Origin of the sequence: Yersinia sp. Marseille-Q3913 (assembly GCF_963892745.1) — a bacterium.
GTDB lineage: Bacteria > Pseudomonadota > Gammaproteobacteria > Enterobacterales > Enterobacteriaceae > Yersinia > Yersinia bercovieri.
This window is the reverse complement of sequence record NZ_CAWQAF010000022.1, coordinates 252,086-270,840: the sequence shown is the minus strand read 5'-3', so window position 1 is coordinate 270,840 and position 18,755 is coordinate 252,086. Positions and strand designations below refer to the sequence as shown.

Here is an 18,755-nt window from a genome sequence, read left to right as displayed (position 1 = left end):
ATGTAATTTGCTAAGCATAGATAAAAATGTGCTTAGCATTATCGTCGGGCTGATTGCCGTGGCAACATAGCACGGCACACCAACATCAAAACAGGGATATGCAATGACAGAAAATGTACAACTTGGCGCGCTGTTAGCCACCTGCCACTGGATCGGCGAAAAGGGCTGGTGCCCGGCGACTGGCGGTAATATGTCCCTGCGGCTGGATTTAGCTCAATGTTTGGTGACGGAGTCGGGTAAAGATAAAGGTAGCCTGACCGCTGACGATTTTTTGCTGGTAGAAACCGCGAACAACCATGTTCCCAGTGGTCGCCCCCCCTCGGCGGAGACCGGCCTGCATACCTTGCTTTATCGTCTGTACCCTGAAATCAATGCAGTGCTACATACTCACTCGGTGAATGCCACTGTGCTATCACGGGTCGAGCGCAGCAATGAATTGGTGCTGCAAGGCTACGAAATGCAAAAATCGCTATCGGGTCAGCGCAGCCACTTGGATAGCGTGGTGATCCCGATTTTTGATAATGACCAGGATATTTCCGCCCTGGCGCAACGGGTTGCAGCGCTGGCAGACAACCGCCCGCTGCAATATGGTTTTTTGGTCCGTGGTCATGGCCTCTATTGCTGGGGGGCGAGTGTGGCTGAGGCTCGCCGCCATTTGGAAGGGCTGGAGTTTCTGTTCCAGTGTGAACTGCAACGTCGGTTGCTAGAAGTCAACGTGCAAAAAGTGGAGGCAAAATGATTCAGGCGATTGTGACCGATATTGAAGGCACCACCACTGACATCCGTTTTGTCCATCAAGTGCTGTTCCCCTATGCCCGCCAACGGCTGACACCCTTTTTGCTTGAGCATCAGCAGGATGTAGATATTGCTGCGGCGCTGGCGGATTTACGCCGCGAATTGGCGCAGCCGGAGGCTGATATTGAAACACTGGCTGTCGCCTTACACGGTTTTATGGATGAAGATCGCAAGTCTACCGCGCTGAAAGCCATTCAGGGCATCATCTGGCGCACCGGTTATCTGCAAGGGGATTTTCGCGGTCATCTCTATCCGGAGGTCGCTCAGCAATTGGCTGATTGGCAACAGCAGGGCGTGGGGCTGTATGTCTACTCCTCCGGCTCGGTCGCGGCGCAGAAATTGCTGTTTGGTTACAGTGATGCGGGGGATTTACGCCCACTGTTCAGCGGCTATTTTGATACCCATGTCGGGGCCAAGCGTGAGATCGGATCTTATCAGAATATCGCCAGTCAGTTAGCTATCGCGCCGCAAGCTTTGCTGTTCTTGTCCGATATTCGTCAGGAGCTGGATGCGGCACAACTGGCGGGCTGGCACACCTGCCAGTTAATTCGTGACCTCCCCGATAGCGAGAGCCATCACCCCCAAGTAAACCGTTTCGATCAGATTGATTTAACGACTTTAAATCGCGAGCAGAGGATATGACAGCATGAGCGGATTAACGATTTTCAGTGATCAACAGCCCGACCAGCCGCTATGGCAGAGTTGTGATGCGGATGAAATTCAGCAGCAATTGACGGCGATTGGTGTGCGCTTTGAGCGCTGGCAGGCGGATCGTGAACTGGGTGAGAACCCGCAGCCTGAGGCCGTGATCGCGGCTTATCAACATGAAATTGACCGGCTGGTGGCGGAAAAGGGCTATCAGAGCTGGGATGTGATCAGCATGCGGCCCGACAATGCGCAGCGCGAACTGTTGCGCGAGAAGTTTTTGTCCGAGCATACCCACGGCGAAGATGAAGTGCGTTTCTTCGTTGAGGGCTGTGGGCTATTTTGCTTGCATCTGAATGGCAAAATTTACCAAATTCTATGTGAAAAGAGTGATTTGCTGTCAGTGCCAGCGGATACTCGCCACTGGTTTGATATGGGGTCAGCACCGAATTTTACCGCGATTCGGGTATTTGATAATCCAGAAGGTTGGGTGGCACATTTTACTGGCGATAAGATAGCCGATGCTTATCCCCATTTAGCATAAAGAGATAAAATCCACTTAATCGCCCCGGGATCTGGCGGGGCGACGGCCCCGATGGGCGCTCCGACGGTTCACTCACTGGCATGGTAAACCCGCAGGGTCCATTCGGCATATCTCCCCGCCTATCCGCTCTCTTATCAACCAGAGAGCGATAATGGCTAGTTAGCGCTGAGGCTGGAAGAAGCCTGCGGCTACTTGTTCTGGCGTGATAACGCCGCTGTCTAATACCCAACCACTGATTAATGCCGCCGGAGTGACATCAAATGCCGGATTGTACACGGGGGCACTCTCTGGAGCCCATTGGCAACTGCCAAAGCTCCCGGTAACACCCATCACTTCACTGGCAGCACGTTGCTCAATGGGGATCGCCGCGCCATTAGGACAGGCGGGATCATGGGTGGTGTGGGGGGCGGCCACATAGAAAGGAATGCGGTGGTAGTGAGCCAATACTGCCAGACTGTAAGTACCGATTTTATTCGCCACATCACCATTGGCGGCGATACGATCCGCACCCACCCAAACTGCATCCACTCTGCCCTGAGCCATCAGGCTGGCGGCCATCGAATCACAAATTAATTGATACGGAATGCCCAGCTGACCCAACTCCCAGGCGGTTAAGCGCCCGCCTTGCAATAAAGGTCGGGTTTCATCAACCCATACCTGACGAATATTGCCTTGCTGATGTGCGCGTAGTAATACGCCAATAGCGGTGCCGATGCCCGCAGTTGCTAGCCCGCCAGTGTTACAGTGGGTGAGCAGTTTGCTGCCCGATTTAACCAATGTCGCGCCATGTTGAGCAATGCGCTCACACAATTCGCGGTCTTCATCCACCAGACGCAATGCCTCGTGGGTCATGGCCTCGACCCAATTTGGTTGTAATAGCGCCTGTTGCATCCGCGCCAGATTATTCATCAAATTAACGGCGGTCGGGCGCGACTCCCGCAGTGCAATCAATGCCTGTTCAAGTTGCGCCTGCGATAAGCCGCGCTCGGCCAGTAAAGCCAGCAATAGGCTGGCGGAGAGGCCAATCAGGGGAGCGCCACGGACCCGTAGCGCTTGAATATGCTCAATCAGCAACTCTAGGGTATCGGCTGACAGCCACACCTGACGTTGGGGCAGTGCTTGCTGGTCAAGTATCCAAAGTTGGCTATCAACAATTCTTAAGCTGGTTGTTTGTAAATCAAGCTTGTTAAGCATCTGCATTGTCAGTTAAATCCATGTTGCGTTATTGCATCTGGGTTCTTATTCTGCCAACATGCCATACGGATGTATAGACGTCTATACCCTTCTTTCTTGAAGTTACAGTGTTGTTAGCCGCTCTCATTCACCCGCAGCACTGACTTGAGTCAGCTCCGCGGGATCCATTCGTTTGCTGCCTGGCTGTATCACCAATAAATGTGGGTAAATTTTTTTACGCCTAAATAAAGAGTAATTTTGCTTTAACACAGAATAATTTCACGGCTCAGCAAATGGTTGGCGGTGAGTGGATCAGAATCAGGATAGAACAAGAGGTTAAAGATGTCGCGCTACTATACCTTTACTGCTACGGATGCCGTTGAATATGCTCGCCAATTTGGTCAAGTGGCTGATCCACTGACCTTGGTCACTGCGGATGAAATTGGCGATGGTAACCTCAATCTGGTGTTTAAAATCCGTGATGCTGCGGGCGTCAGTCGGGTGATTGTCAAGCAGGCGCTGCCCTATGTGCGCTGTGTCGGTGAGTCCTGGCCCCTAACCTTGGATCGCGCGCGTATTGAAGCCGAAACCCTGCTGACACATCGCCAATTTTGCCCACAACACACGGTTAATGTGCTGCATCACGATGCGGAACTGGCGGTCATGGTGCAGGAAGATCTATCCGACCACGAAATCTGGCGTAGTGAACTGATTCAGGGAAAATATTACCCGCAGGCGGCTTCGCAACTGGGCGAGTATCTGGCGCAAACCCTCTTCCATACCTCAGATTTTTATCAGTCGGCGCCAGCCAAAAAAGCGGCAGTGAGTCGCTATACCAACCCTGAGCTATGCCAAATCACTGAAGATCTCTTCTTTACCGACCCCTATATTGACCATGAGCGTAATCATTTCGATCCTGCACTATTAGCGGATGTGCTGGCGCTGCGGCAGGATAATGCGCTCAAATTGGCAGTGGCGTCGCTCAAACATCGTTTCCTTAGCAAGGCTGAGGCGTTGCTGCATGGTGATATTCACAGCGGTTCCATTTTCGTTGCTGATGGTCGCCTAAAAACCATTGATGCTGAATTTGGTTTCTATGGCCCTATCGGGTTTGATATCGGCACTGCGCTGGGGAATTTACTGCTCAATTACTGCGGATTACCTGGGTTAGCAGGACCGCGGGATGCGGCGGCGGGACGTGAGCAGCGGCTGAGGGATATCCATTTGATTTGGCAAACCTTCGCTCACCGTTTTGTGGCGTTAAGTGAGGAAAAAACCCAGGACTCAGCACTGGCGATACAAGGGTATGCACAGCAGTTTCTACAGCAGGTATGGCAAGATGCGGTGGGGTATTGCGGCAGTGAATTAATCAGGCGCACCATCGGCTTGGCCCATGTGGCTGATCTGGATAGCATTATTGATGATGAGATGCGCAGAGCATGTCAACGCCATGCGCTGAATCTGGGGTCTACCTTGATATTGGCCGCACCACACATTGTTAGCATTGATGATTTAATTGCTCGCATTAGGCAGAATGGATAATGAAAATACTTTCCTGAGCAATATTATCGTCATCTTCATTATAATATAAATACCCTGCATAATAATGCGGGTTTTTATATTATGGTGACTTAAGTTAAAGTTAATATAGCTCTCTCCTTATTTGTAAAAACAATAATTTTGTTTTTTAATATTATTTCCCTCTGTTTGTTTTTTTTAATAACTTATTCGCATATAAAAATTGCCTGGCTTTTTATAACCTAATTTAAATCTAACCTGTATTTTAATTATATCAATATGTTATGTGATTTTCTTGATGGATAAAATAGGAAGCATATATTTCAATATTCATTTAAAATCATAACTTATTATTTTTCTATATTAATAATTATATATCTAACTCAAATAACTGTTTGTGATAAATAAGTTTGGTCCATTAGTCTTAAACAGCAAGATATAAACCATATTTTTGTAATGATTTATCATAATTGAGTTGTTTTTATTTCTATGGTTTAACTATGTTGCTTAATATGTTTGCTAATTAAAAATAACACACCCTGTGGGCCAGTGCTAAATAATTATGAGTGTTATTATTTTTGCTGGTGTTGTTCTTATTTTAAATGGGCTTATTTTATGCAATATTTTCACTTTACAGAAAAATCATTAAGTCAGGCAAAGCTCACTGTTTTTTTGTTTATTGTTGTTTTTTTTTGCTTATCATTTTTTATTATCTCACCACTGGTCGCCGCACCTAAAATAATCAATGTACCGAATGCGGGTGCAATCGGGAATGAAATTAGGCAAACGACAGTAGAGCCACAACTTGCTCCACATGAAGCCGAGATCCAATTACCGCCATTAACGCCAACCTCACCATCAGATCGTCTTGTTGTATCGGGCCAGATCATGTTGCGTGAGGTTAAGCTTGAAGGCGAAACACCGTTAATGAGCTCCAGTGATAAGGATTTACAAGCCGTCGTTAGCCCTTGGCTAGGCCGAAAATTAACATTTTCTGATTTACAGAATATGGCATTGGCGATAACGCGTTTTTATCGCCAAAAAGGATGGGTTGCCGCCCTGGCAATATTACCGCCCCAAACTGTTCGTGACGGAACTGTTTTAGTTCGCATTATTTCAGGTCGGTTAGATAATCCTGAGGTGAATAATCAGAGTCGATTAAATACCCAATTTGCAACGGCTGTGATTGAAAGTAATAGTTGTAGCAAAGAAATGGGTTTTTTCGGTGGAAAAGATTGTGCCGCATCTCCGGCAGAATTATCCCGCCTAGAGCGTACTGCGCTTATTTTAAATGAAATACCTGGCGTTGATGCTTCTTTGTCATTAAAACCAGGGACTCAGTCGGGAACCACACGAATTTATGCCGATATTATACCAGGCCAGCTAGCAAACGGATATTTTGGTGTTGATAATCAAGGTAATGATTATTCTGGTCATAATCGGTTATTAGCGGGAGGTGCACTCAATAACCTGACAGGTTGGGGGGACCAATTACGGGCCGATTTAATTTTATCCAGCTCTGCTGATGTTTTTAATGGTTTGCTGGATTACAGTTTTCCTATTAATACTTATGGGTCCCGTGCGGCAATAAATTATAGCTATCTGGATTATACATTGAAGGGGCCTTTTGAGATATTGGATGCACGTGGACACTCTAATACTTGGGGCATCAACTTGCTCCATCCGTGGATACGAGCATCTACTGCCCGTATTGATGCGAACGCCGGTTATTACCAAGCCAGAATGCGTGATTCACTTATTCTACTGCCGGAACAAAAACGCAATATTAATGCGGGTGAGTTTGGTATTAATGGCACATTTAGCGCATTACCCCATGGGTTGAGTAATTTCTATTTACTCGGCACCGCCGGGCATCTATCACTGGATGATGAATTTAGTCAAAGTATAAATTCTCTTACCGGAATTAGCGGTACTTTTGCCCGCTTTAATTATCGTGTTGGTCATGATCAGGGTTTTGGTGCTTATTTTTCATTCTTTAACCAATTTACCGGACAAATGGCCAGTAAGAATCTCGATAGCTCCCAAAAACTCTTGTTGGGAGGGCCATTGGCTGTTCGCGCCTATGGTATTGGTGAGGGCGCCGTGGATAAAGGCACCCTGTTTACGACTGAATTACGCGCTCACTGGCAGCCTCCACTTCCCTCATGGGCTGGCGCGGGGAACCAAGTCACGTTTGCAGCATTCTTTGATCAAGGATGGGGCTCTTATTATCGCCAGCCTGTCGAGGGTATTTCTGAGAATAACATCAACTTATCTGGTTTTGGTGCCTATATCACCCTTGCTCGCCCGGTAGATTACTCCTTAAACCTAACCTGGGCACATCGAACTGGCCAGGCTGCGACGAGTCATCCGGATAACCACCAACTTTGGCTTAGCGCTTACAAGATGTTTTAGCGCTTATCGGCATCTTTGTCAGATTTAATGGACGTGAATAATGAACAGTAAATTATACAAACTTGTTTTTTGTCGTCGGTTGGGATGCTTGATTGCTGTCGGAGAGTTTACCCGTTCCTATGGCAAATCATTTTCGTCTACAGGTGGGCGATCAATTAAAGATAAAAATGCCAGGGCCGGAATATTAAGTCGCTTGGCCATCATGACGGGGTTAGCGCTCGGCACTTTCCCTATATTGGTCTTGGCACATCCCTCATTGCCTGTTAACGGCCAAATTGTTATCGGTCAAGGGGGGATAGATGTAAATAACACCACTCTTACCGTGGTTCAGCAAAGCGATAAACTGGCGATCAATTGGGGCAGTTTTGATATTGCACAAGGGAATAGTGTTATTTATAACCAGCCGGGGCAGCAGAGTATTGCACTGAACCGAGTACTGGGTCGGGATGCATCACAAATATATGGCAACTTAAAAGCAAATGGTCAGGTCTTTTTACTTAATCCAAATGGAATTCTATTTGGTAAAGGCGCACAAGTTGATGTTGGTGGGTTAGTCGCCAGTACTAAATCCATGTCTAATCATGATTTTATTCGCGGATGCTATACGCTGACCAGCGAAAAAAATGAAGGTCAGGTAATTAATCAGGCCAATCTGCGTACCACACCAGGAGGCTATATCGCGCTGGTGGGGCAGAGGGTTGATAATCAATCTTCAGGTGTTATCAACTCGCCGCAAGGGAAAGTGGTCGTCGCAAGCGGAAGTCGCGTCACACTTAATCTGGATCACGGGAACTTGCTCGGTGTGCAAATTCAGGGTGAACAGGTCAGTACTTTGCTACGCAATGGTGGGCTGATTCAAGCTGATGGCGGGGTTATCCAATTGACCGCTCGCGGCAGAGAGATGGTTATGGATACCGTAATTGACCATACCGGTATTCTACAGGCGCGCAGTTTGTCTGAAAAAAATGGTGCCATTTATCTTGATGGTGACAGTGAGGGGGTGGTGAGTCAGAAGGGGCTGATAGATGTCAGTAGCCCACAAGGGCGTGGAGGGAGTGTTGTTTTGCAAGGAGAAAACATTCATTTGGCTGCTGGTAGCAAGATTGCAGCCCATGGAGCCGAGGGCGGTGGGAAAGTGCTGGTCGGGGGCGATTGGCAGGGAAAAAGTCATCGGATAAAGAAAGCCCACTCAGTTGCCATGGATAAAGGTGCAGATATTGATGTTGCAGCCACCGGCAAGGGGCCTGGCGGCACCACCGTGCTATGGTCAGAATATTACACCGGTTTTTATGGTGATATTAATGCGCGCGGTGGGCCACAATCAGGTGATGGTGGTCGGGTCGAAACCTCCAGTCGACGTAATTTGCAAGCCTTTGGTCAGGTTGACGCCAGCGCTATTAATGGCGGTCGGGGCCGTTGGTTACTCGATCCGGCGGAGGTGAGCATTGTCGGCAATGGCGCTGAAAGTGGTTCATCGATGCGGATGGGGGATATTCCTGCTGGGTATGTCACCAATGCGCAGGTTTTCGTCCCGACGACTAATGTTGCCCAAATATTAAACACCAGTATCAATTCTCAACTTAATGCTGGCACCAATGTGACTATTACCACCAGTAATAGTAGTTTACTAAGCTGCCGATGGTGCAATATTACGTTAAGTGCTGATATTAATAAAACTGCTGGTGCCGATAGTACACTGACACTGCATGCTGATGGTAATATTGAAGTTTATAATAATATCACTTCAAATATGGGTAAGTTAAATGTTAACTTATTATCAGGTAATTCTACAGTAGACTCGGTTATCACATTAAATAATAGTCATGTCTTATTAAATGGCGGGGATTTGTTGGCAAAACATGCTGATCAAAATCACACAGCACGTATCTCCATTTTGGGGGGGAGATATGAGGTCGGCAACCTAACCCTTGATGGGAATACTGGGGTGGCATCCCAGGTTGGTGTTAACATCAGTAATAGTGCTACTGTTTTTGCAACAGGGAAAATAGATATCATCGGTGAAAGTAGTAATACTAATGGGCAAGGGTGGCGTGGCATTGATATATCTGGTGGTTCAACCCTAACGGGTGCCAGTAATATGGCATTTAATTTTAAGTCTAATTCTAAGACTTCGTGGATGGGATCATTCTCTAATGCAACTATTACCAGTGATAAAGATATCACATTCCAGGTGAATGGTAGTGCAATAGGTGGCGTGGATATCATTAATTCAAATATTTCTTCCAGGTCTGGCAATATTTCATTTAATGTAACGGGTAATATTATTACTTCTGGCTTGGATGGACTTAGGATTAATGGTTCACAGGTTAGTGGAAAAAACATTAAATTTGAAAGCAATATCACAGGCGCTGATGGGGTTTTACTCAAAAATAGTAATATCACAGCAACCTCCGGTGATATTAGTGCTAATGTTACCACTAACAATAAAGGGGTTTTTATATTAGGTAACACTAATATCAATGCCAGTAACAATATCAATCTGACAGCAAAAACCAGTAACTCTACGTTTGCGGGTGCAGATGCAATAAAAATAATCGGCAATTCCAATGGTGAGTATGTAAATATTACTTCCGGCGGTCATATATCTATGGTGGCGGTTAATACAGGAAAAGAGATCGGCAGTACAATTGCTGCAGATTATGCCAATATAAAGGCTCAGGGAGGAGACTTTAATTTAAATATTAGTGGTGTCAAAGGTAGTCCTATTACTAATGTCAGTATCAGTGCCAACAATATTTCACTTAGCGGCAACATCAGTGATAATGATGCGGTAGTGATGACCAACACATTTCTTACCGCTAAAGGTGATATTAAGAGTAACTTGAGTGCCCCTGCTAATAAAGCATTGTATTTTAAAGGTAATGGCGGGATGGTGGCTGACCAGAATATATTATTAGTGGTCAAAAGCGCTAAAGAAACTGTGGAGACAGTAACAATCAATGGGACTCCATCTAATCGAATGAATGTCACTGCGGGAAAAGATATATCAATAATCTCCAGTGATTATGGAAATGCTTCAGGGGGCGGAATTGGTATTGCGTATGTTAATGTTGAAACGAAAAGTGGAAACTTTACCGCAGAGAATAATGGCTCAAAAAGCATAGGGGTGGCCAACACAAATATTACAGCAAATGAAATTAATTTTGTGTCCAACTCGACTGATTTTACCGGATTGCTGGTGCGGGAGTCTAATGTTACAGCAACAACAGGTAACATTAATGCCAATGGAACATCACAACGGGAGGGTGTTCGGATTAACTCTAATACCATTTTTAATGCTAAAAAAGATATTAATCTGACGGGGATAGCCAACGGTAATGGTGAAGGGATTGACATTCAAGGGAGCTCTAATTCTTCACGCAATAATCTTATTGCACAAGGAAATGTTACCTTAAACGGTAAGACGGGTTCTGGTGCTTCTATACGACCATCAATCTCTCTATTAAATACGAATCTGACATCAACTGAGAATAACATTGATATCAATGGTTCATCAGAGGGGGCGAGAAATGTTTATTTTACTGATGTGGATCTGAATGCTACCGCAGGTAATATTTCGGTTTATTCTGAAACAATGTCCGCTTTACCGGCTACAGCAAGTACGGCATTAAGCTTTGGGGGTAATATCAGCATAAAAGCCAAAAATAGCACGGTGATCGGCAAAGCATTAAATACGGTATTGGGCTCAGGCGTTGGTTTTAGAGCAAATAACAGCTTATCTGTTGAAGGGAATGTTACTTTTCAAGGTGAGACAGAAGGCATCGGTGCGACACACAATGGCATTGCTTTTTATGGTGAAAATACCCTTAATGTTGCTAAAGGCAGTCAATTATCTTTCTTCGGTGAAAATAAAGGTGCACAAAATACCGCAGACGGAAATGGCATAACCTATTTAAATCCCCAAAAACTAACTGTTAATAATAATGGCTCTTTAATCATTAATGGGCGATCAACCAGTGGTTCGGGCGTTAGCTTCCCAACTAGTAATAATACACTGATATTAAGTGGTGACGGTGACACGCTAATTAAAGGTAGCAGCGTTACTGGCGGCGGAGCCGTTATTTCCGGTGTGGTCAATAATAGTACTGGTTCCGTCACTATTGAAGGAGCCAGTACCGAGGGTGTTGGGGTTCACCTTTTTAGTGGGGAACACCAAATTAATCGTATTAATGTGACTGGGTGTTCAACCCAGGCCGAAGGTCTGCGCATCAGTGGTAATGCAACTATTATCGATACCGTATTAACCGGAAAATCAGTTAATGGTAGTGGTGTGATAATTGATTCACTGCCGGGATCTAGTGTTGCTACCCATACCGTCTTGAATAATGCCGCGCTCAATGGCAGCAGCACCAACGATAAAGGGGTGGAGGTAACCAGCAATATAAACGGTGTTAACCACAGTCGAATTAATGGAACTGTTGATGGATTGGGTTATGGCATTGATATTGGCGAGAACTTATCAGTCACTGGCACCAGTGAGGCAGATTTACTGATGTTGCAAGGTGTGGCGACAACAATAGCCGGTACTGGGATAAAACTTAATGGTAATAATGACTTAAGTAACACCAGCTTAAATGGCTCGGCGGTTGATGGTATTGCCTTAGATATCATAGGTCCATTTACTAACAGTAGGAATACGGAGCTAAAGGGTATGGCTTCCGGTTCTGGTATCGGTGTGCAGATCAATGGTTTGCTTAGTGACAGTGTTGTCAATGGTGCTTCTGCAAGCGGCGTTGGTATACAACTTAATGGCTCGCTCGACAATAGTCGTATCAATGGCAAATCGTCCAGTGGCAGTGGGGTGAAAATCAGTGGCAACAGTGTGCTTAACAACACTGCGCTAATAGGCAATAGCGCGGATGGCAAGGGGGTAGACGTCACTGCCAATTTAACGGGCAGCAATGGCAGCTCAGTGCAGGGAAATGTGGTCAATGGCACGGGCGTGATAATTGATATCGATGCCATTCTCACTGGTGGTGGCTCAGACGATCTGCTGGCTGTCAGCGGCAATGCGACTGGCGAACAAGGCCACGGTGTGAGATTGGGCGGCAATAATACGCTGGACAACACCACATTGAGTGGTAACGCCACCAATGGCTCGGGGGTCAATATCACCGGGCCGCTGACCAATAATGGCACGACCGCGATTACTGGCCTGGCGGAGAACGGTAGCGGTGTGCGGTTGGATGGCATCATTAATGGCGTCACCGTCAACGGCACCTCCACTAATGGTCGCGGCATCTACGTGGATAGCGACACCATACTGGATAACGCCACCCTCAACGGTAACAGCGCCAACGGCACCGGGGTGGCGATCGCCGGTGATCTGGCGGGCAGCAATGGCAGCGCGGTGCGGGGCGAGACCACTGACGGCACGGGAGTTTATGTGGTCAGTGATGTGGCAGTCACGGGCGGCGGTGAAGATGACCCACTGGTGGTGAGCGGCAATGCCACCGGTAACAGCGGCATAGGGGTGCAGTTGGACGGCAATAATACGCTGGATAACACCACACTGGCGGGGAGTGCCACCAACGGCACGGGGGTGGATATTGACGGCCCGCTAACCAACAAAGGTAATAGCACGGTCGATGGTAATGCCACCAATGGCGATGGGGTGGAACTGAACGGCACTCTCACCGGCGGCATGGTTAACGGCACTTCCGACAGTGGTCTCGGCATCAACGTGGATGGCGATACCACACTGGATAACACCATCCTCAACGGCAACAGCGCCAACGGCACCGGGGTGGCGTTCGCCGGTGATCTGGCGGGCAGCAATGGCAGCGCGGTGCGGGGCGAGACCACTGACGGCACGGGAGTTTATGTGGTCAGTGATGTGGCAGTCACGGGCGGCGGTGAAGATGACCCACTGGTGGTGAGCGGCAATGCCACCGGTAACAGCGGCATAGGGGTGCAGTTGGACGGTAATAATACGCTGGATAACACCACACTGGCGGGGAGTGCCACCAACGGCACGGGGGTGGATATTGACGGCCCACTAACCAACAAAGGTAATAGCACGGTCGATGGTAATGCCACCAATGGCGATGGGGTGGAACTGAACGGCACTCTCACCGGCGGCACGGTCAACGGCACTTCCGACAGTGGTCGCGGCATTAAAGTAGATGGCGACACCACACTGGATAACGCCACCCTCAACGGCAACAGTCCCAATGGCAGCGGGGTGGTGATCGCCGGTAATCTCACGGGCAGCAATGGCAGCGCGGTGCGGGGGGAGACTACTGACGGCACGGGAGTTTATGTGGTCAGGGATGTGGCGGTCACGGGCGGCGGTGAAGATGACCCACTGGCGGTGAGCGGCAACGCCACCGGTAACAGCGGCATAGGGGTGCTGTTGGACGGCAATAATACGCTGGATAACACCTCACTGGCGGGGAGTGCCACGGATGGGCATGGTGTGGAAATTACCGACCCGTTAGTGAATAAAGGCAATACGACTATTGAGGGGAGTGCGTCGAATAACGGTCACGGCGTGCATATTAATGGCCCAGTCAGTGGTGGCGTGATAAATGGCACCTCAGGTAATAATCACGGTATTTTCCTCGATGAGTTTGCGCAGATAAATAACATTGATCTTGGTGGGAACACTAACTCAGATAAGTCATCGGTGCAGATTACGTCACCGGAACTTATCGGAGAGAATGTGACAATTAATGGTAAGGCGGTCGATAAGAATAGTATTGGCGGCAGAACACTATCTGGGCCTACCACTGTCAGCGGCAGTATCATTGTCAGCGATAGTAGCAACGGTAGTGTAGAGAAAGTACTACCTCAGGGCAGTGTGATATCTGGCCCGCTACTGATGATGCGGCAACAGATCCTCACTTCTCTCGAGGAGCAGCAACTCCCCCCCTCTGTAGTCACCGAATCTGAGCAGGATATTGCCGAAAATATCAGTATCGCGGTCTGTATACCCAGCCATGTTTCTACCGGGCAGCAGCCTTGTGACGAGCATGTATTGGGCCGCAGGAAACCAATCGCCTCAACCAAAGGGCCAAAATAGCAATATGCCATTAAGGTTGATGATTTTGATGGGCCACTCATTAGTTTCATGCGGGTGGAAAGATCAAATTGCAGGGAGAGTTGTCAATGGTGGAAAAAACAGTTGAGGTTGCGCCAGCGGTTGATGAGTCAACGTTATTTTCATTATCCTATTTTGAGTTTTTAGTCTGTACCCGACGCTATGAAGATGCGGGGCGACGACTGATTCTAATGCTGGAACAATTAGATAGCCACTATGGTCGTTGGGATGTTTTTTCCCTGAATAAGCAGTCGTTAGCGCAGCAGGAGCATTATTGCAGTCGTTTGGCGGCAGCCATTGGAACGCTATTTTCTGATCCCGGATTTGTGCTATCAGAAAAGGGCTTCTTGCAGCTCATTAATTTTCACCGCTGGATTGCATTGATTTTTGCTGCCTCGCCGTTTGGTCACGCGGATCATGTCATTACTAATCTTAATCAGGCGGGGGAGGGGTGTGCGCATCCTCTGCGGTTCGAGCAGCATAATTTTCTGAAATTTTGTCTGATGTATCTGCCTGAGTCGGGTGTGCCTCTTCAGCCGGATATATTGTGGCAATTCAATCCGCAGGCGGCGGCGGCGCTGTTTCTGGCGCTATTATCCCCCCGGATTTTACCCAGCGCGGGAGGACATGCAAAACGTGAGCTTTTACTGGATTGGTTACCTGAAAAACTCCTAACACTGGAGAGTCTTGAGCACTTACCTGAACGTATCCTGCACGATGTTTACATGCATTGCAGCTATGCGGATAGGGCAGAAAAGCACCGCATAAAACGCAGTATCAATTTTCATCTACGTCACGCACTGCTCCACAATGGTCTATCGGATAGTGACTTAGCTCCACCATCACGGGACAAACCATTGATGCTGGTTATTTTAGAATGGTTTAACAGCGGCCATTCTATCTATCGAACCCACTCCAGTACATTGCGTGCTGCCCGTGCACAGTTCTCTACCCATGGTGTCACCATTGTTGAGGCCACAGATGCCATAACTCAGCAGGTATTTGATGATTTCACCGAAGTTAGCCGGGTGGGGGCGGTCGAGGCAATTGTGGTATTGGCAAAAAAATTGCAGCCGGATGTGATCTACTTCCCCAGTGTCGGCATGTTCCCGCTCACCGTTGCGCTGACCAATTTACGGCTAGCTCCCCTACAGGTGATGGCGTTAGGCCACCCTGCGACGACACATTCAGACTATATTGATGCGGTGTTAGTGGAAGAGGATTATTTGGGGGATACCGCCTGTTTCTCCGAAAAAGTGGTTTCGTTACCCAAAGACTGCCTACCTTATGTGCCACCTGCCAATGTGAGTCAGCCTGAACCTATTCAGCATTTCGCTGAGCGACCTGAGGTGCATATTGCTGTTTGTGCCTCCGCCATGAAAATTAACCCTCGCTTTTTAGCCACTTGTGCAGAAATTACCCAGCGAACCTCAACGCCAGTGGTGTTTCATTTTCTGGTAGGTTTTTGCTGGGGGATTAGCCATCGCGTCATGGAAAAAGCGGTTAATTACATTGTTCCGCAAGCCATCGTTTATGAACATTTGGGGTATTTGGATTATTTACAGGTGATTAATCAGTGCGACCTATTTATTAACCCGTTTCCCTTCGGCAATACCAATGGCATCGTCGATACTGTGCGGCAGGGGCTACCGGGCGTTTGTCTAAGTGGAGCTGAAGTTCATGAGCATATAGATGAGGGGCTATTTCGCCGTTTGGGGTTGGCTGAAGCACTGATAACTCATAATGTGGCCGACTATATCGCGGTTGCCGTGCGGCTGATTACGGATAACCAGTGGCGTAATAGCTTGCGCCGCCAACTGTTGCAGGTTCAGCCCGATAATGTGCTGTTTACCGGTAAGCCTGAGCAGTTTGGGTTGATCGTCCGTGATTTACTTGATGACTGTCGTGCTGAATAGGGGGATAAAAAAGCCCCCAGTGAGAAATTGGGGGCTTGAGTAGACATAGATATCAATAAGGTAAATCTATTACGCCGCTTCAGTGTGCCGCTGCTTCGCTGGCTGCTTTACCGCGGGTTTGGCCGCCAACTCATCAGCTTCAAATTCGTCGACATTAATTGAGCGCAGACGGCTAGCTTCCGCTTTGGTCAGAATAGCCGCTTCCTCAGCACTGATTTTCCCTTCCGCCAGTGCCTGTTTCGCCAGCACATCCAGGCGAGTAAATGGCAGGCTCCTGCCCGCTTCCTTACTCAGGCGCTTATGAATAGGCTCTGCGGCAATCACATCCTGCAATGCGGCTTCCAGCAGACCGACCGGATTAAACTCGCTCGGCGTCAGGTATTGACCGCGACCAATACGGCTACGGGTGGCAGATGGCACTTGCAGCAATTGCGCAATCTGGTGATCCAGTTGGTCGGATGGTGCCTGATGCACGCGGCCCAATGGGAAGACCACAAATCGCATTAACCCAGCAATCAAGCCATTTGGGAAGTTGCGTAACAGATCGTCCAGCGCTTGCTCCGCTTGGTTCAACGCATCCTGAACGCCCCAATGTACCAGTGGCAAATCCTCTTTCTGGCGGCCTTCATCTTCATAGCGTTTCAGTGTGGCCGATGCCAGATACAGTTGGCTGAGAATATCCCCCAGGCGGGCAGAAATACGCTCACGACGTTTCAGACTGCCACCCAGCACACCCATCGAGACATCAGACAGCAGTGCCAGATTGGCGCTCAGTCGGTTCATTTGTTGGTAGTAACGGCGAGTGCTGTCTTTCACCGGCGCGGCGCTGGTACGGCCATTGGTCAGGCCGAGCCAGAAACTGCGCACCTTGGCACTGCCGACATGGCCCAGATGCCCAAACAGGGCTTTATCGAAAGCGGCGACATCGTTGGATTGTGCCGCCGCCATCTCATCAAGTACAAACGGATGGCAACGAATTGCTCCCTGACCGAAGATAATCATACTGCGAGTCAGGATATTCGCCCCCTCAACGGTGATACCGATAGGGGCCCCCTGATAACTGCGCGCGATAAAGTTGGTTGGCCCCAGACAGATGCCTTTACCGCCGGCGATATCCATCGCATCCATCACGGCGCGCTGACCACGGTGGGTACAGTGATACTTAACAATGGCTGATAACACCGCCGGTTTCTCACCCAGCATGATACCGCTGGTGACCAAAGTGGCGGCGGCGTCCATCACATAGGCGTTACCTGCAATACGCGCCAATGGCTCTTCAATTCCCTCCATTTTACCGATGGAAATTTTGAACTGGCGGCGAATATAGGCGTAAGCACCAATACCCATGGCCACACTTTTCAAGCTGCCCGTGGCGTTGGACGGCAGGGTAATACCACGCCCGACCGACAGACACTCCACCAGCATCCGCCAGCCTTGCCCAGCCATTTTTGGCCCGCCGATAATGTAATCAATCGGGACAAAGATATCGTTACCGCGCGTCGGGCCATTTTGGAAGGGCACGTTCAGCGGGAAGTGACGGTGACCAATCTCTACCCCAGGGGTATTGGTTGGGATCAGGGCGCAGGTAATCCCCAAATCAACGGTCTCTCCCAGCAGATGTTCAGGGTCAGATAATTTGAATGCTAAACCGAGCACCGTGGCGATAGGCGCGAGGGTAATATAGCGTTTGTTCCAGGTCAGGCGCATACCCAGCACCTGTTTACCTTGCCACTCACCCATGCAGACGGTGCCAGTATCTGGGATGGCACCGGCATCAGAACCGGCTTCCGGACTGGTCAGAGCGAAACAAGGGATCTCGTCACCTCGGGCCAAACCGGGCAGATAATGGTTTTTTTGCTCTTCAGTACCATAATGTTGCAGTAATTCTCCGGGGCCGAGGGAGTTAGGCACGCCCACGGTGATAGCCAGAATACCTGATACGCCAGAGAGCTTTTGCAGCACACGGGCCTGAGCATAGGCTGAGAATTCAAGACCGCCGTACTCTTTCTTAATGATCATCGCAAAGAAGCGATTCTCTTTCAGATAGGCCCACAGTTCTGGCGGCAAGTCAGCCAGTTCATGGGTAATCTGGAAATCGTTCGCCAGACGACAGGCCTCTTCAACTGGCCCATCGATAAAAGCTTGCTCTTCTGCGGTTAACTGCGGTTTTGGGTAGTTATGCAGTTTTTTCCAGTCGGGTTGCCCCTGGAACAGATCACCTTCCCACCAAGTCGTACCGGCATCTATCGCCTCTTTTTCGGTGCGTGACATCGCTGGCATGACTTTGCGGAACATGCGCAATGCAGGTGCAGAAAATAGTGACCGGCGCAGTGACGTGAGTAGCAATGGCAGTAAAACAATCACCAGCGGCAATAATGCCCAGTATGACCATAACTGCGACGCGCCCATTGCGGCGGTGTAAACCAGTAGAATCAAACTACTGAGATAGAGGTTCACCCGGTGATAGAACAGCACACCAATAAGAACCAGCAAGGCAACAACGCTAAGAACCATCATGATAAAGCTCCTGAGATGTAGGAGGTCTGACCTGTTGAGTGATACATTTGTTTTAGTTCATCTCATTATTTTTATCAATACCATTACATGTTATTTACAACTCACCTCACAGATTGTTCGCAATCCTTGCGAAAACTCTTACGCCTAATTCATTACAGTGCTTCTCGCT

General features: G+C 48.5%; 9 protein-coding genes. 7 read left to right on the top strand and 2 right to left on the bottom strand.

Translation table 11 applies throughout. The features are described 5' to 3' along the window. The first annotated feature begins 103 nt into the window (after nucleotides 1-103). From AACW11_RS11525 to AACW11_RS11515, 3 genes are read left to right on the top strand one after another with little or no spacing between them, the layout of a single operon-like run. On the top strand, nucleotides 104-739 hold the full coding sequence (locus AACW11_RS11525) for a methylthioribulose 1-phosphate dehydratase (RefSeq protein WP_212584383.1): 636 nt from the start codon (nucleotides 104-106) through the stop codon (nucleotides 737-739). Beyond that, nucleotides 736-1,437, top strand: a complete 702-nt coding sequence (gene mtnC, locus AACW11_RS11520) for an acireductone synthase (RefSeq protein ID WP_054872712.1) — start codon at nucleotides 736-738, stop codon at nucleotides 1,435-1,437. Before AACW11_RS11525 ends, mtnC begins: the two co-directional genes overlap by 4 nt. A gap of 4 nt (nucleotides 1,438-1,441) precedes the next feature. Then, nucleotides 1,442-1,984, top strand: a complete 543-nt coding sequence (locus tag AACW11_RS11515; protein ID WP_212584382.1) for a 1,2-dihydroxy-3-keto-5-methylthiopentene dioxygenase — start codon at nucleotides 1,442-1,444, stop codon at nucleotides 1,982-1,984. 159 nt (nucleotides 1,985-2,143) lie between these two features. Here the strand turns inward: AACW11_RS11515 and mtnA are convergent, their stop codons facing one another. Continuing rightward, complete coding sequence (mtnA, locus tag AACW11_RS11510; RefSeq protein WP_212584381.1) at nucleotides 2,144-3,184, bottom strand: S-methyl-5-thioribose-1-phosphate isomerase; 1,041 nt, start codon at nucleotides 3,182-3,184, stop codon at nucleotides 2,144-2,146. 315 nt (nucleotides 3,185-3,499) lie between these two features. On the opposite strand from mtnA, the gene mtnK reads away from it, so the two are divergent. The 4 genes from mtnK (at nucleotide 3,500) to AACW11_RS11490 (ending at nucleotide 16,069) form a co-directional block, all read left to right on the top strand. Beyond that, nucleotides 3,500-4,699, top strand: a complete 1,200-nt coding sequence (gene mtnK / locus AACW11_RS11505; RefSeq protein WP_212584380.1) for an S-methyl-5-thioribose kinase — start codon at nucleotides 3,500-3,502, stop codon at nucleotides 4,697-4,699. Nucleotides 4,700-5,290: 591 nt separating this feature from the next. Next, nucleotides 5,291-7,090 (top strand): ShlB/FhaC/HecB family hemolysin secretion/activation protein, encoded by a 1,800-nt coding sequence (locus AACW11_RS11500; RefSeq protein WP_212584379.1) that lies wholly within the window; start codon nucleotides 5,291-5,293, stop codon nucleotides 7,088-7,090. A gap of 40 nt (nucleotides 7,091-7,130) precedes the next feature. Then, nucleotides 7,131-14,135, top strand: coding sequence for a two-partner secretion domain-containing protein (locus AACW11_RS11495; RefSeq protein ID WP_212584378.1), 7,005 nt, complete (start codon nucleotides 7,131-7,133; stop codon nucleotides 14,133-14,135). A gap of 86 nt (nucleotides 14,136-14,221) precedes the next feature. Then, entirely contained in the window at nucleotides 14,222-16,069 is a 1,848-nt protein-coding gene (locus tag AACW11_RS11490; protein ID WP_212584377.1) for a glycosyltransferase, read from the top strand. 69 nt (nucleotides 16,070-16,138) lie between these two features. On the opposite strand, the gene fadE is transcribed toward AACW11_RS11490, so the two are convergent. Further along, nucleotides 16,139-18,586, bottom strand: a complete 2,448-nt coding sequence (gene fadE / locus AACW11_RS11485) for an acyl-CoA dehydrogenase FadE (protein WP_212584376.1) — start codon at nucleotides 18,584-18,586, stop codon at nucleotides 16,139-16,141. Between the last annotated feature and the right edge of the window lie 169 nt (nucleotides 18,587-18,755).